The organism is Streptomyces sp. NPDC033131 (assembly GCF_055578365.1).
Window position 1 is genome coordinate 11,366 of sequence record NZ_JBVIPA010000030.1, and the last position, 21,683, is coordinate 33,048.

Below are 21,683 nucleotides of genomic sequence, written 5' to 3' on the forward strand. Positions count from 1 at the left end.
GCCGCCGTGCACGTCACGGGGGCACCCCGGCCGACGGTCAGCCCCGGATGATGCCCAGCACCTCGTCCCGTACCTTCGCCATCGTCGCCTCGTCCCTCGCCTCCGCGTTCAGGCGCAGCAGGGGCTCCGTGTTGGAGGCGCGGACGTTGAACCACCAGTCGGCGGCGGTGACGGTGAGGCCGTCGAGTTCGTCCAGGGTGACGTCCTCCTGGCTCTCGTACGCGGCCTTGACGGCGGTCAGGCGGCCGGTCTGGTCGTCGACCGTGGAGTTGATCTCGCCGGAGCCGGTGTAGCGGTCGTACTGGGCGACGAGGGCGGAAAGGGTGCCGTCCTGGCCGCCGAGGGCGGCGAGGACGTGCAGGGCGGCGAGCATGCCCGTGTCGGCGTTCCAGAAGTCGGCGAAGTAGTAGTGCGCGGAGTGTTCGCCGCCGAAGATCGCGCCGGTCCTGGCCATCTCGGCCTTGATGAAGGAGTGGCCCACGCGCGTGCGTACCGGCGTGCCGCCGTTCTCCCTGACGACCTCCGGCACCGACCAGGACGTGATCAGGTTGTGGATGACGACGCCCTTGCCGCCGTGCCGGGCGAGTTCACGGGAGGCCACCAGGGCCGTGATCGCGGACGGGGAGACGGGGTCGCCCTGCTCGTCGACGACGAAGCAGCGGTCGGCGTCGCCGTCGAAGGCGATGCCGAGGTCGGCGCCCTCCTCGCGGACGCGCTGTTGCAGGTCCACGAGGTTGGCCGGGTCGAGGGGGTTGGCCTCGTGGTTGGGGAAGGTGCCGTCCAGCTCGAAGTACATCGGCACGAGGTCCAGGGGCAGGCCCTCGAAGACCGTCGGGACGGTGTGGCCGCCCATGCCGTTGCCCGCGTCGACGACGACCTTCAGGGGGCGGATGGAGGTCAGGTCGACGAGGGAGCGGAGGTGGGCCGCGTAGTCCGTCAGTGTGTCCTGCCGGGTGATCGTCCCGGTCGTGGCCGCGGGGGCCGGGGCCTCCGACTCACTCCACCGCTCGACGAGTTCGCGGATCTCGGTGAGGCCCGTGTCCTGGCCGACCGGGGCGGCGCCCGCGCGGCACATCTTGATGCCGTTGTACTGCGCCGGGTTGTGCGAGGCCGTGAACATGGCGCCCGGCAGGTTCAGCGCGCCGGAGGCGTAGTACAGCTGGTCGGTCGAGCACAGGCCGATCTCGGTGACGTGCACACCGCGGGCCGCTGCCCCGCGCGCGAAGGCGGCCGACAGCCCGGGCGACGAGGGCCGCATGTCGTGCCCTGTCACGATCGCGCTCGCGCCGGTCACCTGGACGAACGCGGCCCCGAAGAGTTCGGCGAGGGGCTCGTCCCACTGGTCCGGAACGACCCCCCGCACGTCGTACGCCTTCACGAGCTGGGAGAGATCAGCGGCCACGGCCACCCCTTCTGAAAGTCCTCTGGTCACCACAAACTACTCGCACCCACGGACAGGGGGCCGTGCGGTAGCCGAGTGGACTCCGAGCCGTAACCTCAGGTCAGAAGCGGAACGGGGCGGTCAGTGCAGTTCCTTGCGCACAGCAGACACCCACGTCTCGCGCAGCCCGCGCCGCCCGTCCACCAGCCAGACCGGCACCCGCGACACCAACAGGGTCGGCAGGGGCGTCTGACGGCCCATTACGGACGTCACGGTGTCCAGGGGCAGTTCGGTGGCCTGAGCGAGGGTCGCGACCGGCGTAGTCCTCGCGCCGAAGGAGCGGCGCCGGGTGTCGAAGTGCCGGGTGCGGACCGTCAGCCGTACACCCAGGGGGCGTTGACGACGAGCCACAGGATGAGGAAGAGGCCGAGGACGACGCGACGCCGGCCGCAGGTCCCACTGCCCGGTGCCCTGGGCGGCCCTGGAGACGGCCTGACCCCGTGGCGTGCCCGCAAGGCAGGCCAGGCGACCGGCGCGGCTGCCAGGAGGCCCGTGAGGCCCGCCAGGTGCGCCTTCACGTGGAGGCCGCCGAGCAGGACGAGGTCGTCACGAGGGGAGGGCCGCCATCAGGAGGGACAAGCCGAGCGAGTCGGTTACCGGTTGGGGTTCCTGCACGTGAGGTTCCCGGACGTCATGCGGAAAGCGATTTCTCGTGTCGGCGTCAACGGAATGGTCGCGTCAGCGCCAACCGCCCGTTCAGCGGGAGCGCATCACTCGATGGCACGCGCGTCCACAAGAACGGGGCGGAGAAGGTCAGTTGTCAGGAGAACGCAGCACCCGGAGATGGCCGCGGCGCGCGACCTCCATCGGGTCGGCCCCGCGTCCCCCGCCGCCGCCGGCCGCCCGCTCCTGCGGACGGGCCGCCTCGCGTACGGCGTTGGCAAGCGCTTCCAGGTCGTCACCGCTGGGCCGGGCCGGGGCCGAGGCGTCGAGGAGGCGGACGACCTCCCAGCCACGCGGGGCGGTGAGGCGCTCGGAGTGCTCGGCGCACAGGTCGTAGCAGTGGGGTTCGGCGTAGGTGGCGAGCGGGCCGAGGACCGCGGTCGAGTCGGCGTAGACGTACGTCAGCGTCGCGACGGCGGGACGGCCGCAAGCGGTGCGCGAACAGCGACGTACAGGGCTCACGACGTTGGACGGTACCGCACTCTTGAGCGGGCCGCGACGACTCCCCCTCCGGTCACTCCACCGTGTCGCGTTGTGAAACGCCCCACACCTCACTCCGGGCACACCGGCCTGACCTGCACGGACAGAGGTGACCGCGAGACCGAGCGGTCCTGAAAGCGGTCACCACTTGGCACAAACCATGGCAATTGCCTTGCGCGCGACGGTCTCGGAGAGACCTGGAATCGAGCCCAACCTTGGCTTGAATGGTCAACTGCCGACATGCCGTGCGGGACTGACGCCGGGGCCCACGATGCCGCGTGGGGCGGGGCATGCGGCCCGGGCGGGGACTACGCTTCACCAGTGATGGACAACCCCGTACCGCCCCGTGCCGCCGACCCCGGGCCCCGCCGTCGTGATCGACACGGCCGGGGCATGCGCGGGCCGATCGCGCCCCCGCAGGTGCCGCTGGCGGCAAGCCGTGCCGAGGCGTTCGCGGATCTGGTGCAGGACTCCGTGGAGCGTCTGGAGCGGCGGTGGCCGCAGCTCGCCGACATCGACTTCCTGGTGCTCGAGGTACCTCAGCTGAACTCGCCCGGCGAGGGCTGGAGCGACGAGACGGTCCCCCTGGGCGGCACCATCGCCTCCCGGGAGGGACGGCCCGCTCGGGTGATCGTCTATCGGCGGCCGGTGGAGATCCGCACGAAAGGGCGGGACGAGCGCGCAGCCCTGGTGCACGAGATCGTGGTCGAGCAGGTCGCCGAGTTGCTGGGGCTGACTCCGGAGACCGTGGATCCGCGGTACGGCGAGGACTGACCGCCCGCGGATCGCGCGCCGGCCTACTTCTGCAGCACCGACAGGTCCTGGTCCGCCTCCGGGACCGCCACCGTTCCCCGGTCGTCCGGGAGGGTCTGGATCGTGAAGCCCGGGACGCCGTCCTCCGTGGCCGTCAGGGTCCGGGAGGCGTAGACCGGGCCGCCGGAGACCGGCTCGATCGTCAGGGCGTACGTGCCCTTTCCGCCGCTCGGGGCCGGGGCCTCGATGTTCTGGGTCGTGCCCGCCTTGATCGTGTACGTCTTCGAGACGGCCGTACCGCCGTCACTGCCCGCCGACGCGGTGACCTTGATCTGCGCCGTCCGGTCCGGTGCGACCACGGCGAGCGTGGTGCCCTTGGCGCTGTTGTCGGCCGCCGTCGCGCGCGTGCCGACCGGGCGGGTGGCGGGAATGAACGCCGTCTCCTGCTTCTCTCCCTTGCCGCGGACGACCCGCAGCGCGGCGACCACCGGCACGGACCGGTCGGTGGGGGTCAGGATCAGGGAGCCGGCCTCGCCGCGGGTGAGGTCGCCGAGGTCGACCGCGCTGGTCATGCCCGCCTTGACGTGCAGTGTCTCGTTGCCGGCCGGGGTGATCTGTCCGGACGGCGAGGAGAGCCGCACCTTCAGGTCGGCGTCGGAGTCGCCGGGGGTGAAGGCGACCAGGCGCACGGCGGTGGCGTCCTTGGGGATGCCGGGCAGGACCAGGCTGCCCGTCGGGTCGGTGGACGCGGCCAGCCAGTCGCCGCCGAGCTTGTCGTCCAGGGCCTGTACGGCGGCGCCCACCCGCCCGCTGCGGACGTTCACATGGACGGTGAGGTTCTCCTGCTTCTCGTCCGTGAGGGTGGACAGCAGGACCGGCTCGCTGGAGTGCGGCTGGACCGTGATGCCCTCCCCCACCGTGGACTCCAGGGCGCCGTCCCTGCCGTAGAGCTCGATGTCGACGACGGCGGCGGAGTCGTCGGGATTGGTCAGGTGTACGTAGTCGGTGCGGTCGGCGGCCGTGCTGGCTCCCGGGAACCAGAACTCCGTGTCGGGCGCGGTGCAGTTGACGCCCTGGAGACCGCGGCCGCTGCCCGCGGCTACCTCGGTGGTCTCCTGGACGGTCCAGCCGGGCGCGAACCTCCCCTCGGCGGTACCGACGAGCGCGGGCGCGTCGCCCCCGGAGGTGTCCCCGGTGACCGGGGTGCCGGGCTCCTTCGGTGTCAGGACCGGCTTGTCGGCCTTCTTCTTGCCTTCGCTCCTGTCGTCCGCCGACTGCTCCGCGGCCGACTCGAGTTCGGCCTTGCCGTCGCTCTCCGTGCCCTTCGTGACAGGCGTGAAGGACGTGTACGAGGTGTCCGCGAGGTCGGAGAGGCTGGGCGCCGGGCACAGCAGACTGGTGCGCTCCACGGGGAGTACGGCGGCCGCCTCGGCGGTGTCCGTGCCGGCGGCGTCCGGCGTGGTGAGCACGGCGAATCCGGTGACGGCGGCGAGCGCGGCGGTGCCGGCGATCAGGGACAGGGTGGTGCGGTTCACTGCTGACTCCCGTCGGGGCGCTCACTGCCGTTGCCGTGCGGGGGCGGCTGCGTCGGGTCGTACGCCGGGTCGTAGCCCTGCTGGTCGTACTGCGGGCCGTAGCCCTGCTCGTACGGCGCCTGCTGGGATTGGCCGCCGTACGCGTACGGGTCGTACTGGCCGCCCTGGTACGGGTCCGCCTGGTACGGCTGCTGGTCGTAGCCGCCCGCCGGGTACTGCTGCTGGGCTCCCTGGTACTGCTGCTCGCCGTAGCCGCCGGCGTACTCCGTGCCCGCGTAGCTCGGGGTCTCGCCGTAGGACTGCTGCTGCGGGACGGCGGGGGCCGCCTCCGGAGGGGGAGGCGGGAACTCCTCGGGCCGGCCGCCCTCTTCGCCCTCGGCCTCGGCCTGGGCGCGCAGGCGGCGGGCGCGGCGGCCCTCGCCGGCGACGGCCTGGGCGGGAACGTCCGGCTCCTCGGGGAGGTCGTCGTCGACGTCGCGGCGGCGGCCCGGCAGGGCCAGGACGACGAGGACGACGGCCAGGGCGCCCTGGGCCCACAGCCAGGCGGTGTGGGTGATCGGGGCGTCGAAGGTGACGTCCAGCTTGCCGCCGGAGGCGGGGAGTTCGAAGCCCTGGGCCCAGCCGTCGACCGTGGTGCGGGTGAGCGGCCTGCCGTCCAGGGTGGCCGTCCAGCCCTCGGCGGCGGTGTCGGCGAGGCGCAGGACACGGCCGTCGGCGCCGGGCGGGATCGTGGTGTGGATCTCGACGGGGCCGGCGGCGACGGGCTGCGGAGCACCCGACTGGGGGACGACCGTGGCGCGCGCGACCTCCTGGTCGACCCGCCACAGGCCGCTGCCGTCCTGCTGGCTGAGCCGGGACAGGCCGGGTGTGGCGTCCAGGATGCGGGTGACCTCGCGGGGCGCGCCCTTGTGGACCAGGACGTACCGCACGGCGAACTTGCCGAGCTGGTCGGCCTGGTCGGCGCCGGAGCCGGCCACGAGGTTGGCGACGGTCTTGTCGAGGTCGCTGTTCTCGCCGTCGGCCGCGGCCAGTTCGGCGTCACCGAGGCGGGCGCCGGAGCCGCGCACCAGCATGTAGCCGACGTGGGCGGCGGAGTCGCTGTCGAGGACGAGGGTGCGGGCCTGGTCGCGGGTGCCGCTCTCCTCGGCGACGAACGCGGGCACCTGCACCGGGTCGCGGCGCTCCAGCGGTCCGTCGGCGCCGCCGAGCATCCAGCCGGCGGCGACGAGCAGCGGGCCCGCGGCCGAGGCGAAGGCGATCAGGGCGGCGACCGGCTGACGCCAGCCGAAGCTCTGCTCGGCCACGCGCGCGCGTGCCCCGTCGGCGCCGAGCGCGGCGGCGACGAGGAGGGCGAGGCCGTAGACGAGGGTCGCGGGGCCGGCCCAGGTGGAGGCGTTGGACAGGACGGAAAAGACGAGGCCCACCAGGGCGGCGGCCCAGGCGGTCCGGATGCCGGACTGCCGCTCGGAGCGCAGCAGGGCGGCGAGTGCGGCCAGGACGACGCCGATGAGCATCAGACCGCTGACCGTGCCCGGGCCGCCGGGGCTGATGCCGAGCAGGTCGAGGGCGGAGGCGGTCGAGGCGCCGTACTCCATCCCGGCTTCCTGGAAGAAGCCGAACGGGAGGAGGGACAGCGACCACGGGGCGAGGATCAGCAGGGGCGTGCCGAGCTGGGCCACGAAGCGGAGGCCGTAGGCGGTGATCTCGGTGCGGCGCACGGCCAGCAGGCCGATGCCCAGGATCAGCGCGATGGGCCACACGATCGGCGTGAACGCCGTGGTGATGGTCAGCAGCAGGGCGTACGCCCAGGTGGCGCGCCAGCTGCCCCGCGCGCCCGAGCCGTGCGCCAGGCCGCTGGCCGCGATGCCCGCGCGCGCCATGAGCGGCAGCAGGATGGCCAGGACGGCGGTGCCGATGCGGCCGCCGGCGAGGGCACCGGTGGCGGCGGGCAGGAAGGCGTAGACGACGGCCGCCCACGCGCGCAGGAGGCGTGACTCGACGAGCGGGCGGGAGGCGAAGTAGGCGGCGAACCCGGCCAGCGGCACCGAGCAGACCATCAGGACGGTGACCGCGAGGCCGGTCGAGCCGAACAGCACGGAGGCGAACATCGCGACGAGCGCGAGGTACGGCGGTGCGGCCGGGGTGCCCCCGGTGCCCACCGCGTGCCAGGCGTCCAGGTAGCGCGACCACAGTTCGCCGGAGTCGGCCGGTGCGGGCAGCAGGGCGCCGCCCGCCAGCGCGCCGCCGCCGAGGAGGGCCCGGCAGGCGACCAGGGAGACCAGCAGCAGCACCAGGAAGAGCACCGGGCCGGGCTTGCGGGCGATGCGTTTGATGCGGACGAACTGCTCGACCTCCAGGAAGTCGGCGTCGTCGCCGCCGGGCCCGGACTCGACCGCTCCGCCGTGCCGGCCCGCCCCGGAGGTCACCTCGGGGTCGGAACTGCCGAAGATGCTGGTCGCGGCCTGCTCGACCGTGGCGCGGACGGTCGCACCCGGTGGCGGGAACAGCGGCCGCATCTCGTCCTTGTCGACGGCCGCTCGGCCGCGCCTGCGGCGCCCGGCGAGGATGCGCTCGGGCCGCAGCAGGGTGCCCACCAGACCGCGGATCTCGTCGACGGCCTGTCCGGGGACCTTGCCGACGAGGTAGGCGACGGTCCGCAGCAGGGTGCCCAGGACCAGCCGCACCAGCACCCAGGGCAGCAGGGCCGTACGCGTGTTGACGAGCAGGGTGTAGGCGGCGCCGGCCTTGTCGACCTTGTGCGGGGAGGCGGTGGTGCGGCCCGCGCAGTCGACGGCGCGGCGCTCGCGCGAGGCGGCCTCGGCGTGTCGTACGACGGCTTCCGGGGCGATGAGGACGCGGTAGCCGGCCGCGTGCGCCCGCCAGCACAGGTCGACGTCGTCGCGCATCAGGGGCAGCCGGCGGTCGAAGCCGCCGAGCTGCTCGAAGACGTCACGGCGGATCAGCATGCCCGCGGTGGAGACGGACAGCACCGTCCGGACGTGGTCGTGCTGGCCCTGGTCCTGTTCACGGCGGTCCAGGCCGGTCCAGCGGCGGCCGGAGTGGGCGATGCTGACGCCGACCTCCAGCAGCTGCCGCCGGTCGTACCAGCCGCGGAGCTTGGGGCCGACGACGGCCACGTCGTCCCGGCCCAGGTCGTACTCGGTTTCCACGACGCGCAGCAGCTGGGCCAGGGCGTCGGGTTCGGGGGCGCAGTCGTCGTGCAGCAGCCACAGCCACTGCACCGGCTCTCCGTGCGGGAGCTCCGGCATGTCGTACGCGTCGTCGCGCCACGTGCGCGTGACGGGGTCCCAGCCGCTGGGCCGCTTCAGGTACGGCAGCTCGTCCGGGGTGAGGACGGGGGCGGTGCGGCCCGCCTCCTCGACGGCCTGGCCGAAGCCGGTACGCCGGGCGAGGTGCAGCACGCGGTCGGCGCCGAGGACGTCGGTGACCAGCTGGGCGGAGTCGTCCGCGCTGCCGGTGTCGGCGCCCATGGCGAACTGCACGGGGCGCTCCTGGCCGAGCAGCCCGGCGAGCGCGTCGGGCAGCCAGCGGGCGCCGTCGTGGGAGACGAGGACCGCCGTCACCACGTGACGCGGAAACTCAGGGGTGGCAGCGGTGTCTTGCTGGGCTGCCGTGTGGCTGTGCACGGACATCGAGGTACGGGCCCCGGTTCGGTGGACTGTGGTGGACGCCTGTGCCCCCAGGGGGCAGCGGGGCGTCTCGGACGAGCGCCCACACTAGCGGCTGGGCATGACGGCGGCCCGCCGCCTGTGGATAACCCACCTGCGACGGGCCGTTCGTGACGGATGCGTGGGCGGACCCGGGACATGCCCCGCGGGTCAGACCGCGGCCTTCTTCAGTCTGCGGCGCTCGCGCTCGGACAGGCCGCCCCAGATGCCGAAGCGTTCGTCGTTGGCGAGGGCGTACTCGAGGCACTCGGAGCGCACCTCGCAGGCGAGGCAGACCTTCTTGGCCTCGCGGGTGGAGCCGCCCTTCTCGGGGAAGAAGGACTCGGGGTCGGTCTGGGCGCACAGCGCGCGCTCCTGCCAGCCGAGTTCCTCGTCCGCGTCGTCGACCAGCAGTTGCTGCACCGTCTCGGTCATGTGCGCCCCTCGTCTGTCTTTCGCGTCCCCGTGATGTAGCCGTACCGATATCGGCTGAACGACACGAGTGAAATTACAAGTGTGCTGCTCCGGGCGAGTCAAGCCGAGATCTGCTATTGGGCCCCTTATTCACTCTGCGGAACCAAGGCCTAGCGGAAAGTGTTCAAATCGGCATAAACCTTGACAAGCAGAGGAGACCCTTGAGGGGCTTCGTTCCCGCACCGCTCCTGGGGGGCCTGTACGGAGAAGGACGCCCACGAGTTCGATCTCGTTCCGAGGCTCGCGCGCCTGGTTGTGCGCCATGTGTCCCGAGTCCGCGTGAACAAACCTTTCACCTGGGAGATGAACCGGATGAGGTGAAACATGTCCCACATACCGGGCGTCGAGTTGACAGTCAACGTGTGAACCGCTGTCCTTGTGGGCATGCTCGCGAACTTGGCACTCACCTCGACCCGCTCCGCCGGGTCCCCCGGTGCTGCCCACGCTCGCTGTAGCTGTTGTTGCTGTCCCAGCTGTTGAGCCAAGCGCGCTCCGGCTGCCTCTGAGTCCACCGAGACTCGGCTGCCTGTTCTCCACGCCCGGACCAGGGCTCCTCTGTCCTCCCGTGACCCGGGCGGACGGTACGTGACACCCAGCCATCCCCCACACTCTCCGCCGAGGACCACCGCACTCCATGAACAGCGACAGCGACCTCCAGATCGCCGGCGACATCCTCGAAGTCCCGCACCTGCTCCAGCCCGCACGCGAGCACCCGGCCACCGTCGCCGAGTTCGCCGGGCTGTCCCGCTCCATCGCCGCCGACCGCGCCCAGTGGGAGCACCTCGTCCAGTACGACGCGACCACCCGCTGGTACCACCGGCTGCGCACCGGCCCCGGTTACGAGGTGTGGCTGCTGTCCTGGGTGCCCGGACAGGGCAGCGGACTGCACGACCACGGCCGGTCCTCCGGTGTCCTGACCGTGCTGGACGGAAAGCTGACCGAGCGGACCGGGCGGGGCACGCGCGCGTTGGAGGCGGGCGCTCAGCGGGTGTTCGCGCCGGGGTACGTGCACGAGGTGGTCAACGACACGCTGGAGCCGGCCGTAAGCCTGCACGTCTACTACCCGGGCCTGACCGAGATGCAGATGCACGCGCCCCAGTGCTCGGCCCCGGCCGCGTACGACGAGGCGGACGTCGTCACCGCCTGACGCATGGACGACGGCGTGGGTCGTCGTAACCGCCTGACGCGTTGTCGTACCCGCCTGCAAGACTTGCTCCCATGCGCATTGTGGTTCTGGCAGGCGGCATCGGTGGTGCCCGGTTCCTGCGCGGTCTGAAGCAGGCCGCGCCGGACGCGGACGTCACGGTCATCGGCAACACCGGGGACGACATCCACCTCTTCGGGCTGAAGGTCTGCCCGGACCTCGACACGGTGATGTACACGCTCGGCGGCGGCATCAACGAGGAACAGGGCTGGGGGCGGGCCGACGAGACCTTCCACGTCAAGGAGGAGCTCGCGGCGTACGGCGTGGGGCCCGAGTGGTTCGGGCTCGGCGACCGGGACTTCGCCACCCACATCGTGCGGACGCAGATGATCGGCGCCGGGTACCCGCTGAGCGCGGTGACCGAGGCACTGTGCGACCGGTGGAAGCCGGGCGTACGGCTGCTCCCCATGACCGACGACCGGGTCGAGACGCATGTCGCCGTCGAGGTCGACGGGGAGCGCAAGGCCGTTCACTTCCAGGAGTACTGGGTGCGGCTGCGGGCCTCCGTGCCGGCCGAGGCGATCGTGCCGGTGGGTGCGGAGCAGTCGAAGCCGGCGCCGGGCGTGCTGGAGGCGATCGCCGAGGCGGACGTCGTGCTGTTCCCGCCGTCCAACCCGGTCGTGTCCATCGGCACCATCCTCGCCGTGCCCGGCATCCGGGAGGCGATCGCCGACGCCGGGGTGCCGGTGATCGGGCTGTCCCCCATCGTCGGGGACGCGCCCGTGCGCGGGATGGCCGACAAGGTGCTCGCGGCGGTGGGCGTGGAGTCGACGGCCGCGGCGGTCGCCGAGCACTACGGCTCGGGCCTGCTGGACGGCTGGCTGGTCGACACCGTCGACGCCGGTGTGGTGGACCGGGTGAAGGCCGCCGGGATCCTGTGCCGGGCCGTGCCGCTGATGATGACCGACGTGGACGCGTCCGCGCAGATGGCGCGTGAGGCGCTGGTGCTGGCGGAGGAGGTGCGGGCGCTGTGAGCGGCGTACCTGTCGACGGTTACCGGGTGTGGGCCGTGCCCGGGCTGCCCGAGGTGCAGCAGGGGGACGATCTCGCCAAGCTGATCGCCGCCGCCGAGCCCGGCCTGGTGGACGGGGACGTGCTGCTCGTCACCTCCAAGATCGTGTCCAAGGCGGAGGGGCGGATCGTCGAGGCGGTGGACCGGGAGGCCGCGATAGACGCCGAGACCGTGCGCGTGGTGGCGCGGCGCGGTGCGCTGCGGATCGTCGAGAACCGGCAGGGGCTCGTGATGGCCGCCGCCGGGGTGGATGCCTCCAACACGCCTTCGGGGACCGTGCTGTTGCTGCCCGAGGACCCGGACGCGTCCGCGCGGGCGATCCGTGACGGGCTGCGGGACGCCCTCGGGGTCGACGTCGGGGTCGTCGTGACGGACACGTTCGGGCGGCCCTGGCGCACGGGGCTCACCGACGTCGCGATCGGGGCCGCAGGGGTGCACGTGCTGGACGATCTGCGCGGGGGCACGGACGCGTACGGCAATCCGCTCAGCGCGACGGTCGTGGCGACGGCCGACGAACTGGCCGCGGCCGGTGACCTGGTCAAGGGCAAGGCCGCCGGGCTGCCCGTCGCCGTGGTGCGCGGGCTGTCGCACGTGCTGACCGAGGACCACGGCGAGGGAGCGCGGGCCATGGTGCGCGGCGCGCACGACGACATGTTCCGGCTGGGGACCTCGGAGGCGGTACGGGAGGCGGTCACGCAGCGCCGTACCGTTCGGGCCTTCACCGAAGAGCCCGTCGACCCCGGGGCCGTACGGCGTGCGGTGGCCGCGGCGGTCACGGCGCCGGCGCCGCACCACACGACGCCGTGGCGGTTCGTGCTGCTGGAGTCGCAGGCCGCGCGGACCGGGCTGCTGGACGCCATGCGTGATGCATGGGTCGCGGATCTGCGGCGGGACGGGAAGAGCGAGGAGTCGATCGCGAAGCGGGTGCGCCGGGGGGATGTGCTGCGGAAGGCGCCGTACCTGGTGGTGCCGTGTCTGGTGATGGACGGCTCGCACACGTACGGGGACGCGCGGCGGGACGCTGCCGAGCGGGAGATGTTCGTGGTCGCCGCGGGGGCCGGTGTGCAGAACTTCCTGGTCGCGCTGGCCGGGGAGCGGCTGGGGTCGGCGTGGGTGTCGTCCACCATGTTCTGCCGGGAGGTCGTGCGGGAGGTACTGGGGCTGCCGGAGGGGTGGGATCCGATGGGGGCCGTGGCGGTCGGGCATGCGGCACAGGAGCCCCCGGCTCGGGCCGAGCGGGAGGCGGGGGCCTTCATCGAGGTGCGGTGAGCCTGGTCATACCGCCGCTGTCGCGTCGTACGGGCGCCTAGTCTCATAGGGCGGCTCTGCTCGTACGGGCGCCGCCTGGCTCCTACGGCCGCCGCCGGTGCCGTACGACCGACTGGTACTTCGACTTCTCCGGGACTTCACTCGTGGCAGGACGATTCGCTCCCCGGCCCACGCGTACGACTGTGCGCGGTGGGGAGGTCGGTGTGCCTGCCGCGCGCGGGGCCGCGCGGCCTGCTTCGGCAGCGGGGCTCGTGCGGAGGTATGTGCCGGACGGGCCGCTCGACCTCGGGCTGGTGCTCGGGCCGCTCCGGCGGGGGCCGGGGGATCCGACGTTCCGGGCGATGCCGGACGGGTCCGTGTGGCGGGCCAGTCTCACGCCCGGCGGGCCCGGAACGCTGCGGGTCGCCATGGCCGGTGGGGCGGTGCGCGGGGAGGCGTGGGGGCCGGGGGCCGAGTGGCTGCTGGAGCGGTTGCCGGGGATGTTGGGGGCCGAGGACGATCCGGCCGCGTTCACGCCTCGGCACCGGGTGGTGGCAGGGGCGTGGCATCGGCGGCCGGGGTTGCGGTTGACGCGGACCGGGCTGGTGCTGGAGTCGTTGATTCCGTCGATTCTGGAGCAGAAGGTCACGGCCGACGAGGCGTATCGGGCGTGGCGGTTGCTGGTGCGGAAGTTCGGGGAGCCGGCGCCGGGGCCTGCGGGGGCGGGGTCGGCTGCGGGTGGGCGGCTCTGGGTGATGCCGGCGCCACGGACATGGGCGCTGATTCCGTCGTGGGAGTGGCATCGGGCCGGGGTGGACAACAAGCGGGCCTCGACGATCCTGCGGGCGGTTCGGGTCGCCGCGCGGATGGAGGAGGCCGTGCGGATGGAGCCGGAGGCCGCGCAGGCTCGGCTGGAGGTTGTGCCGGGGGTGGGGCCGTGGACGTCGGCGGAGGTTGTGCAGCGCAGTCATGGGGCGGCGGACGCGGTGACGGTGGGGGATCTGCATCTGCCGGGGATCGTGGGGTGGGCGTTGGCCGGGGACCGGGACGCGGATGACGCGGTGATGTTGGAGCTGCTGGAGCCTTATGCCGGGCAGCGGCATCGGGCGGCTCGGTTGATCTTGTTGAGTGGGAGGGTTCCGGCGAGGCGGGCGCCGCGGATGCCCCGGGGGGACATCGGCCGGTTGTGACGTGGGCGCGTCTCGGTGACGCCCTTGGGGGCTCCGCCCCCAGACCCCCGGACCTGTGCCCACCCTGCCACCCGACTCGGTCGGTCGAGAGGTGGACCTCACCTGGGGGCTGCGCCCCCAGACCCCGCTGTCGGCCCTGAACGGGCCTCGTCCTCAAACGCCGGACGGGCTGGGAAGCGGACCGGCCTCGCAAGGGGCGCCCCCAGCGGGTGGGTGGGTGGGCGGAGGTTGGGCACCGCTGGCCCCATGCATGGCCGGCCTGTGACACCGCAAGCGCCCCCCACAGGTGGGGGGGTCGGCACCGCTGGACCCGTCCCCGGACGACGGGCCGGCTCAGGCGTGTGGGCCGGCGTCGCGGAGGGCCGTCCGGAAGTCGGTCGCCTGAAGGGCCTTGGTCGGGGCCGGAGCGGCCGGGGCCAGGGCAGTCGGTGCCAGGGCCGCCGGAACCGGGACGGTCGGTGCCAGGGCCGCCAGTACCGGGACGGCCGATGCCAGAGCCGCCAGAACCAGGACGGCCGATGCCAGAACCGCCGATGCCAGAGCCGCCAGAACCAGGACGGCCGATGCCAGAACCGCCGATGCCAGGGCCGCCAGTACCGGGACGGCCGATGCCAGAACCGCCGATGCCAGGGCCGCCAGTACCGGGACGGCCGATGCCAGAACCGCCGATGCCAGGGCCGCCAGTACCAGGACGGCCGATGCCAGAACCGCCGATGCCAGGGCCGCCAGTACCGGAGCGGCCGGAGCCACGGCCGCCGAAGCCAGGACCGCCGGAGCCTCGACCACCGGAGCCACGGCCGCCGGAGCCGGGCAGGGCTCTCTGGGCTGCCCGGCGTTGGTGGTGTGGGTCACTGGTCCGAGGAGAAGCGGACCGCGCCTCGGGGGATTCGGGCGTCGCACCAGATGCGCATGCCGTCGCGGAGTTCGTTGTCGGGGCCGATGATCGCGCCGTCGCCGATGACCGTGCCGGTGAGAACGGAGCGTTCGCCTACGCGGGCCCGGTTGCCGATGAGGGAGTCGGTGATGACGGCGCCGGGTTCTATGACGGCGCCGGGGAGGATCGTGCTGCCGAAGACGCGGGCCCCTTCGGCGACGAAGGCGCCCTCGCCCACCACCGTGCCGCCCGCGAGTTTCGCGTCGGGGGCGACCCGTGCCGTCGGGAGGACGAGGCGGTCGCCGCAGCGGCCGGGGACGGCCGGGGACGGGGCACGGCCGAGGACGAGGTCGGCGGAGCCGCGGACGAACGCGGCCGGGGTGCCGAGGTCCAGCCAGTACGTCGAGTCGACCATGCCCTGGAGGTGGGCTCCTGCCGCCAGGAGGTCCGGGAAGGTCTCGCGCTCGACGGAGACCGGGCGGCCCTGCGGGATCGTGTCGATCACCGAGCGGCGGAAGACGTACGCCCCCGCGTTGATCTGGTCGGTGACGATCTCCTCGGGGGTCTGCGGCTTCTCCAGGAACGCCAGGACCCTGCCCGTCCCGTCTGTGGGGACCAGGCCGTAGGCGCGCGGGTCGGTGACCTGCGTGAGGTGGAGGGAGACGTCCGCGGCCGTCCGCTCGTGGGTCTCCACCAGCGCCCTGATGTCGAGGCCCGTCAGGATGTCGCCGTTGAAGACGAGGACCGGGTCGTCGGGGGCGGAGTGCAGGCGGGATGCGACGTTGCGGATCGCGCCGCCGGTGCCGAGGGGCTCGTCCTCGGTGACGTACTCGATGTGGAGCCCGAGGGAGGAACCGTCCCCGAAGTACGGTTCGAAGACCTCGGCCAGGTAGGAGGTGGCGAGCACGATGTGGTCGACGCCCGCCGCTCTCGCTCTCGCCAGTTGGTGCGTGAGGAACGGGACCCCGGCCGCGCGGACCATGGGCTTCGGTGTGTGCACCGTGAGCGGGCGCAGCCGGGTTCCCTTGCCGCCGACGAGGAGTATCGCTTCTGTCACCTGTCGTCTCTGCTTCCTGCCGGGACCGGCCGAACTGTCTTTCGGCCGGCCAGTGTATGCAGACCGTTGCGCGGTGCCTTCGACGGCCGTGCGGCATTCCGCCCCTTGCCCCCCGACGGCGGTGAATGTGTCCTACGGCCGGACAGACTCCGGTGGCGTCCGAACGGTTCCCGGGCAGGTTCAGCAGGTCCCGGCGCTACCGGCCCTGGTAGCGGGCGGCGGTCGAACGGGCCGTGCCGAGCTTGCGGTAGAGCTGATAGCCGGGGCAGGCCGTGGGGAAGCCGTCCCGGTGACCGGAGATCACATTCAGTCGTACTTTCCTGCCCTTGGGGTAGAGGTTGCCACCGCCTGACTTCAGATATGTCTTGCCGCGTGGATTGGCGCCGTGGAGGCCGAGCTTCCACGCGGTGAGCCGGGCGATGGCCTTCACGGCGGCGGCGGAGGGCTTTTTGGAGCCGAAGGTGCCGAGGACGGCGATCCCCATGCTGTTGGTGTTGAAACCCAGCGTGTGAGCGCCCATGACCGGCTTCGCCGCGCCCCCGGCGCGCCCCTCGTAGATGTTTCCGCACTTGTCGACGAGGAAGTTGTAGCCGACGTCGCGCCAGCCCATGCTCAGGACGTGGTAGCGGTAGATACCGCGGATGACGGAGGGAGCCTGCGCGCAGCGGTACCCGTTGCCGGACGCCGTGTGGTGCACGAAGGCCGCCTTGACCTTCTTCGTGTAGACGAAGGTCCTCTCCCGAAGGCTCTCGTTCGCGCCCCAGCCGCGCCGGGTGACGATGCGTGGACGCGGGCCGATCTTCGGCTTCACCCGCGGTCCCTCAGCCGGTTCGGTCATCCGCGGGGTGAACAGCTCCCGCACGGTCTCGGCGCGCGTCAGGGCCGGGATCTCGGTGGCTCCGAGCGGGGCGAGGTCGGTGTTGGCTGCGGACGCGTCCATGGCGGCCAGGGCTTTGGCGGTCAGGGCCCTGGCGGGCTCGGCGGGCCGGACGCCGGCACGGGGAGCGCCGGCGGCGTCGGCCGGAACCACCTGGGGTGGATCGTCGGCGGCGGCCCGAACCACCTGGGGCGGGTCGTCGGGTTCACCCGGGTCGACCAGTTCGAGGCGCATACCGGTGGGGAGAGGCATGGCGGCGGTCGCCGTACGGGGGCCGCGGGCGGTCTCCTCGACCCGGTGGGCGTGGGACCCGGCGTCCGCGCGGACGCGTGCCTCCACGCCGTCCGAGTCCCCCACCCACAACGGTGCCGTCGCACCGCGCACCCGGCCGGAGGTGCGCTCGACGGTGTCCGGGTCGGCCGCGTGGTCGGCGTTGTGCGTCTCGACGTCCTGCCAGCCTGACCAGGTGCCGGTGGCGGCGTCGCGGGTACGGACCTGGACCTGGCCGTGGAGTTCGACGTCCGGGTTGTCCCAGATCACGCCGACGAGCGAGAAGTGCCGTACGTCCCGGCGGGTCAGGCCCTGTTCGGGGGCGAGGCCGCCCGCTCGGTCCCGGATGAGGGGCACGAGGGGGAGCGACTGGGTGCTGCCCGGCGCTTCCGCGGTCCCCGCCGGTCTCGCGCTCGCCTTGGCCGGCGTGCTCACCGCCGGCGGTCTTGCGGACAGGACAGCCGCCGTGGCCGGCAGGTTCGCCGCGGCCGCGGGCGGGGTCAGCGGAAGGGCCAGGGCGGCCGCACAGGTGACGCCGATCGAGGAAGCAAGGAATCCGTGCATGCCCCTGATCTTGGACATAGTCATACATATCTGTCCATCGGGGATTTGACGGGCTGTCGGGCCGTGCTCCGCCGAACCGGTGGTGTACCGGCGGCGATCCGTGGCCCCGCCCGCCGGTGGGCGGTCGCGGGCCCGCGTACGCTTCTTCGGGTGAACGCCACCGACCGCACCCCTGCCGACCTGCTGCGTTCCGCGCTCGCCGCGGATCCCGGACGCCCGCTGGTGACCTTCTACGACGATGCCACGGGCGAACGTGTCGAATTGTCCGTGGCCACCTTCGCCAATTGGGTGGCCAAGACCTCCAACCTCCTCCAGGGCGACCTCGCCGCGGGTCCCGGCGACCGGGTCGCGCTGTTGCTGCCCGCGCACTGGCAGACCGCGGTGTGGCTGCTGGCGTGTTCGTCGGTGGGTGTGATCGCCGACGTGGGCGGTGACGCGGCGGTGGCCGACGTGGTGGTGAGCGGGCCGGATGCACTGGAGGCGGCGCGGGCGTGCTCCGGGGAACGGATCGCGCTGGCCCTGCGGCCGCTCGGCGGACGCTTTCCGCAGCCGCCGGCCGGATTCGCCGACTACGCGGTCGAGGTGCCGGGACAGGGCGACCGGTTCGCCCCGTTCGCGCCGGTGGATCCCGACGAGCCGGCGCTGATCGTGGCCGGGCGGGAGTTCAGTGCGGCGGAGGTCGTCGAACGGGCCGGGGCGGAGGCGACGAGGGTGGGGCTCACGGGGCCCGGGTCCCGGCTGCTGTCGGGGCTGCCGTACGACACCTGGGAGGGGCTGAACGCCGGGCTGTACGCGCCGCTCGCCACCGGTGGGTCCGTGGTGCTGTGCCGGAATCTGGACCGGCTGGGCGAGGAGGCGCTGGCCAAGCGGATCGAGAGTGAGCGGGTCACGGCCACGGCTCGGTAGACACGCCCGCTTCCCAGTACCGGGCGCCTGGGCCCCCCGGGGTCTTGGCCCCGGCCTCCGCACCGGCGCGTCCCCCATTCGGCCCCCTCCACCCACCCCCCGGCCCTCATCCGCGCCATGGTCGTAGGAGCAGCTCGCACGACACGCTCGTACGCCACGTGACTCGTTCGCCATGAGGGGTGGATTCCGACGTGACCGACACCGCAGGCGCGCCGTCCGCGCCCTCCGGACCGCTCGGGCCGGGGGCGGGGGCCTCGGCGACCGGCGGGGGGCTGATACGGCGGCGCCGGCGGCGGTGTGTGCGAGGGGCCGGGATCGCGGTCACGGTCCTGGTGCTGGCGGCCGGCGGGGCCGGGTGGGCCGTCTACGCGAAGCTGGACGGGAACATCACGTCGGACAAGGCGGCGGCGGCCGAGCTGGCCCGGTACGAGAGGGACCGGCCCACCTCGCTGGTGAGGGGCGCGCAGAACATACTGGTGATCGGTTCGGACTCGCGGTCCGGGACCCGGAACCGGCGGTACGGGCGGGATTCGGGGACCGAGCGGTCCGACACCACCATCCTGTTGCATCTGGCCGCGGGGCGGGACAGTGCCACCGCGGTGTCGCTGCCCCGGGATCTGATGGTGGACGTGCCGGGCTGCACACGGCCCGACGGCAGCCGTACCGAGCCCATGTTCACGATGTTCAACTACGCCTTCCAGGTGGGCGGCACGGCCTGCACGATCCGGACCGTGGAGCGGCTGACGAACATCCGTGTCGACCATCACGTGGTCGTCGACTTCCACGGGTTCAAGGACATGGTCGACGCGGTCGACGGCGTCGAGGTGTGCCTGGCCGAGCCGATCCGGGACAAGGCGGCCAAGCTGAGGCTCCCGGCGGGGCGGGTGACGCTCAACGGTGAGCAGGCCCTCGGGTATGTGCGGGCCCGCAAGTCGCTGGGCAACGGCAGCGACACCGACCGGATGGACCGTCAGCAGCGGTTCCTCGGCGCGTTGGTCAACAAGGTGCAGAGCAATGACGTCCTGCTGAATCCGGTGAAGCTCTATCCGGTGCTGGACGCGGCCACTTCCGCGCTCACGACCGACCCGGATCTGGCGAGCCTGCGCGGTTTGTACGAACTCGTGCGTGGGCTGCGCGACATCCCCACGGAACGTGTGCAATTCCTTACGGTCCCGAGGGAGTCGTACGTCTACAACGCGAATCGCGACCAGCTTGTGGAACCCGAAGCGGAAAGGCTGTTCGAACGGCTGCGCTCGGACGCGCCCGTGGAGGTGACGCGGAAGACGCCCCGGGACTCCGTGGAATCAACGGAATCGACGACCAAAAGCCGCAATCCGGCCGAGAATGCCGGGGAAAGCGGCGAGAGCGCGGGCGAGGAGAGGGGCGAAGGGGCGGGCAGTGAGCAGGACGGCGAACCCTCGGCCGTCAATTCACCCGTGCCGACGTTCCGGGGGAACACGGCGGCCGAGGACACGTGCACGTAAAGCGCTTGTCAAGGTGATGAACCATTGACCGAGTAAATGGGCGTATTGCCCGGTTGTAGGGAAGTGGAATTAATCACCGGCGTCGCTGGGACGCGAACAAGGCGGTTAGTGTGAGCGATCCGGTGCATCCGGCCAGAGGTCCGTCCTGGGGTCGAGCACTGTGTGACCGAGACCCGAGCGCCTTTGGAGGGGAAAGGCGCCGCGTGGCCCCGACGGAGGGTTCAGACAACCGTGGACGCGCAAGGCCGTGGGCGGGCGGACGACATCGACCCCGCAGACCAGTGGGTACTCAACCCGAGCACTGGTGAATACGAACTGCGACTGACTCCTTCCGCACCGCAATCACCGCGGTCGGCTGTTCCCGGACCCCGTAGGGCGGCCACCGCCAGAGCGGGCGCTCCGCCGCGCGGTCGTACGGCGGCCCCGGCGGCTCCCGCGACCCCCGGCCGTGAGGTGCCGGGGCCGCGCAGACGGCGGGGCGTGCCCGAGGAGCCGCTGCCGGGGCGGCGCGGGCGCCGGCCGGTGAAGAAGAAGTCCAAGGCGAAGAAGGTCCTGCTGTGGACCGGCGGCACGATGGCATTCGTGCTGGTGGCCGCTGCGGGCGCCGGGTACCTCTACATCGAGCATCTGAACGGCAACATCACCTCCGTCGCCGACGACGGCGCGAGCACCGGTGGCTTCCAGAAGGACAAGGCCATCAACATCCTGGTGATCGGCACGGACAAGCGCACCGGCTCGGGCAACGAGGGCTACGGCGACTCCGGCAGCGTCGGCCACGCGGACACCACGATCCTGCTGCACGTCTCCAAGGACCGCTCCAACGCGACCGCGTTGAGCATCCCGCGTGACCTGATCGTCGACGTCCCGGACTGCCCGACCACCCAGGAGGACGGCTCGCAGGAGGTCATCAAGGGCACGACCGACGTCCGTTTCAACACCAGCCTGGGCCAGGACGACCGTACGCCCAGCTGCACCATGCGGACCGTCACCGAGCTGACCGGGATCACCCCCGACAACTTCATCGTCGCCGACTTCAACGCGGTCAAGACGCTGACCACGGCGGTCGGCGGGGTCGACGTGTGTCTGGCCAAGGACATCAAGGACCCGGACTCGCACCTCGACCTGAAGAAGGGGACGCAGCACATCTCGGGCGAGACGGCGCTCGCGTTCGTGCGCACCCGGCACGCGGTCGGGTTCGGCGGCGACCTGAGCCGGATCACGCTGCAGCAGCAGTTCCTCAGCGCGCTGATGCGCAAGCTGAAGTCCAACGACACGCTGACCAACCCCGCGAAGATGATCAAGCTGGCCGAGGCGGGGACGAAGGCGCTGACCGTCGACTCCCAGCTGGACAGCATCAACAAGCTGAAGGACCTGGGTCTGGAGCTGGGCAAGCTCAACGTCAAGAACCTGACGTTCACCACGGTCCCGGTGATCGACAACCCGGCGGAGAAGGTCAAGGCGACCGTCGTGGTCAACCCGTCGTCGGCTCCCCAGGTCTTCGACATGATCAAGAACGACGTGTCGTTCACCGAGGTCAAGGCGCAGAAGAAGAAGGAGGCCGCCGCGGTCGCCGCCCGTCTCGAGGGCACCAAGGCGGACGCCTCCGAGGTGCGGGTGCGCATCCTCAACGGCGGTGCGGTGGCGGGCAGTGCGCAGACCGAGCTCGAGTACCTGCAGAACGAAGAGGGCGTGCTGAAGTCCGAGAACGCGGGCAACGCGGATACCGAGCTGAGCAAGACCACGCTCGAGTACGCTCCCGACCAGGCCGACCAGGCGCGTCGGCTGGCCGACATCATGGGCCTTTCCGGTTCGGCGATGAAGCCGGGCAAGAGCGTGACCAACTCCCAGGGCCAGCCGACGATGACGCTGACCCTGGGCAAGGACTTCAAGGGCGCGGGCGAGTCGCTCACCACTCCGACGAAGGCGCCGGAGGGGGTTCAGCAGTCCACCGCGGACAAGGTCGAGTGCGCCAAGTGACCTGAC

At 72.1% G+C, this 21,683-nt stretch carries 17 protein-coding genes; 8 read left to right on the forward strand and 9 right to left on the reverse strand.

The window, feature by feature from the left end:
- Window positions 1-37 precede the first annotated feature (37 nt).
- The 3 genes from ACZ5XS_RS31195 to ACZ5XS_RS31205 all read right to left on the reverse strand — a co-directional run bounded on the left by ACZ5XS_RS31195 (window position 38) and on the right by ACZ5XS_RS31205 (window position 2,566).
- Window positions 38-1,402, reverse strand: a complete 1,365-nt coding sequence (locus tag ACZ5XS_RS31195) for a phosphomannomutase/phosphoglucomutase (RefSeq protein WP_468656933.1) — start codon at window positions 1,400-1,402, stop codon at window positions 38-40.
- Between the two features lie 120 nt (window positions 1,403-1,522).
- Complete coding sequence (locus ACZ5XS_RS31200) at window positions 1,523-1,792, reverse strand: L-lactate permease (protein WP_468656935.1); 270 nt, start codon at window positions 1,790-1,792, stop codon at window positions 1,523-1,525.
- A gap of 402 nt (window positions 1,793-2,194) precedes the next feature.
- Window positions 2,195-2,566 (reverse strand): DUF3499 domain-containing protein, encoded by a 372-nt coding sequence (locus tag ACZ5XS_RS31205; protein WP_468656937.1) that lies wholly within the window; start codon window positions 2,564-2,566, stop codon window positions 2,195-2,197.
- A 342-nt stretch (window positions 2,567-2,908) separates the two neighbouring features.
- Here ACZ5XS_RS31205 and ACZ5XS_RS31210 point away from each other — a divergent pair, with 342 nt between their 5' ends.
- The gene (locus ACZ5XS_RS31210; RefSeq protein ID WP_468657086.1) at window positions 2,909-3,358 is read left to right on the forward strand and encodes a metallopeptidase family protein; all 450 of its coding nucleotides are present in this window, start codon (window positions 2,909-2,911) and stop codon (window positions 3,356-3,358) included.
- Window positions 3,359-3,381: 23 nt separating this feature from the next.
- Here ACZ5XS_RS31210 and ACZ5XS_RS31215 read toward each other — a convergent pair whose 3' ends face one another.
- From ACZ5XS_RS31215 to ACZ5XS_RS31225, 3 genes are all read right to left on the reverse strand, one after another.
- On the reverse strand, window positions 3,382-4,872 hold the full coding sequence (locus tag ACZ5XS_RS31215; RefSeq protein WP_468656939.1) for a DUF5719 family protein: 1,491 nt from the start codon (window positions 4,870-4,872) through the stop codon (window positions 3,382-3,384).
- A complete protein-coding gene (locus ACZ5XS_RS31220) occupies window positions 4,869-8,525 on the reverse strand; it encodes a glycosyltransferase family 2 protein (RefSeq protein WP_468656941.1) in 3,657 nt (1,218 codons plus the stop codon). Before ACZ5XS_RS31220 ends, ACZ5XS_RS31215 begins: the two co-directional genes overlap by 4 nt.
- 186 nt (window positions 8,526-8,711) lie before the next feature.
- The gene (locus ACZ5XS_RS31225) at window positions 8,712-8,975 is read right to left on the reverse strand and encodes a WhiB family transcriptional regulator (RefSeq protein WP_010034659.1); all 264 of its coding nucleotides are present in this window, start codon (window positions 8,973-8,975) and stop codon (window positions 8,712-8,714) included.
- 673 nt (window positions 8,976-9,648) lie between these two features.
- On the opposite strand from ACZ5XS_RS31225, the gene ACZ5XS_RS31230 reads away from it, so the two are divergent.
- From ACZ5XS_RS31230 to ACZ5XS_RS31245, 4 genes are all read left to right on the forward strand, one after another.
- A complete protein-coding gene (locus ACZ5XS_RS31230; protein WP_217242312.1) occupies window positions 9,649-10,161 on the forward strand; it encodes a cysteine dioxygenase in 513 nt (170 codons plus the stop codon).
- A 71-nt stretch (window positions 10,162-10,232) separates the two neighbouring features.
- The gene (cofD, locus tag ACZ5XS_RS31235) at window positions 10,233-11,192 is read left to right on the forward strand and encodes a 2-phospho-L-lactate transferase (RefSeq protein WP_468656943.1); all 960 of its coding nucleotides are present in this window, start codon (window positions 10,233-10,235) and stop codon (window positions 11,190-11,192) included.
- Window positions 11,189-12,499 carry a coenzyme F420-0:L-glutamate ligase gene (locus tag ACZ5XS_RS31240; RefSeq protein ID WP_468656945.1) on the forward strand — a complete coding sequence of 437 codons (1,311 nt, stop codon included), beginning with the start codon at window positions 11,189-11,191 and terminating at the stop codon, window positions 12,497-12,499. The genes cofD and ACZ5XS_RS31240 overlap by 4 nt, the downstream gene beginning before the upstream one ends.
- A 143-nt stretch (window positions 12,500-12,642) precedes the next feature.
- Window positions 12,643-13,668: a DNA-3-methyladenine glycosylase family protein gene (locus tag ACZ5XS_RS31245; protein ID WP_468656946.1), complete on the forward strand. Its 1,026-nt coding sequence runs from the start codon at window positions 12,643-12,645 to the stop codon at window positions 13,666-13,668.
- Window positions 13,669-14,001: 333 nt separating this feature from the next.
- On the opposite strand, the gene ACZ5XS_RS31250 is transcribed toward ACZ5XS_RS31245, so the two are convergent.
- The 3 genes from ACZ5XS_RS31250 to ACZ5XS_RS31260 all read right to left on the reverse strand — a co-directional run bounded on the left by ACZ5XS_RS31250 (window position 14,002) and on the right by ACZ5XS_RS31260 (window position 17,334).
- Entirely contained in the window at window positions 14,002-14,520 is a 519-nt protein-coding gene (locus ACZ5XS_RS31250; RefSeq protein WP_468656948.1) for a hypothetical protein, read from the reverse strand.
- Entirely contained in the window at window positions 14,517-15,599 is a 1,083-nt protein-coding gene (gene manB / locus ACZ5XS_RS31255; protein ID WP_468656950.1) for a mannose-1-phosphate guanylyltransferase, read from the reverse strand. The genes ACZ5XS_RS31250 and manB overlap by 4 nt, the downstream gene beginning before the upstream one ends.
- Window positions 15,600-15,795: 196 nt before the next feature.
- Window positions 15,796-17,334: a peptidoglycan recognition protein family protein gene (locus ACZ5XS_RS31260; protein WP_468656952.1), complete on the reverse strand. Its 1,539-nt coding sequence runs from the start codon at window positions 17,332-17,334 to the stop codon at window positions 15,796-15,798.
- Window positions 17,335-17,460: 126 nt separating this feature from the next.
- On the opposite strand from ACZ5XS_RS31260, the gene ACZ5XS_RS31265 reads away from it, so the two are divergent.
- The 3 genes from ACZ5XS_RS31265 to ACZ5XS_RS31275 all read left to right on the forward strand — a co-directional run bounded on the left by ACZ5XS_RS31265 (window position 17,461) and on the right by ACZ5XS_RS31275 (window position 21,677).
- Complete coding sequence (locus tag ACZ5XS_RS31265) at window positions 17,461-18,216, forward strand: TIGR03089 family protein (RefSeq protein ID WP_468656953.1); 756 nt, start codon at window positions 17,461-17,463, stop codon at window positions 18,214-18,216.
- 191 nt (window positions 18,217-18,407) lie between these two features.
- On the forward strand, window positions 18,408-19,700 hold the full coding sequence (locus ACZ5XS_RS31270) for an LCP family protein (RefSeq protein WP_468656955.1): 1,293 nt from the start codon (window positions 18,408-18,410) through the stop codon (window positions 19,698-19,700).
- Between the two features lie 231 nt (window positions 19,701-19,931).
- On the forward strand, window positions 19,932-21,677 hold the full coding sequence (locus ACZ5XS_RS31275) for an LCP family protein (protein WP_468656957.1): 1,746 nt from the start codon (window positions 19,932-19,934) through the stop codon (window positions 21,675-21,677).
- The last annotated feature ends 6 nt before the right edge of the window (window positions 21,678-21,683 follow it).

Coding starts and splice junctions, on each gene's coding strand:
- cofD (WP_468656943.1), top strand. CDS start 10,233: ATGCGCATTGTGGTTCTGGCAGGCGGCATCGGTGGTGCCCGGTTCCTG.
- ACZ5XS_RS31225 (WP_010034659.1), bottom strand. CDS start 8,975: ATGACCGAGACGGTGCAGCAACTGCTGGTCGACGACGCGGACGAGGAA.
- ACZ5XS_RS31210 (WP_468657086.1), top strand. CDS start 2,909: ATGGACAACCCCGTACCGCCCCGTGCCGCCGACCCCGGGCCCCGCCGT.
- ACZ5XS_RS31220 (WP_468656941.1), bottom strand. CDS start 8,525: ATGTCCGTGCACAGCCACACGGCAGCCCAGCAAGACACCGCTGCCACC.
- ACZ5XS_RS31260 (WP_468656952.1), bottom strand. CDS start 17,334: ATGACTATGTCCAAGATCAGGGGCATGCACGGATTCCTTGCTTCCTCG.
- ACZ5XS_RS31230 (WP_217242312.1), top strand. CDS start 9,649: ATGAACAGCGACAGCGACCTCCAGATCGCCGGCGACATCCTCGAAGTC.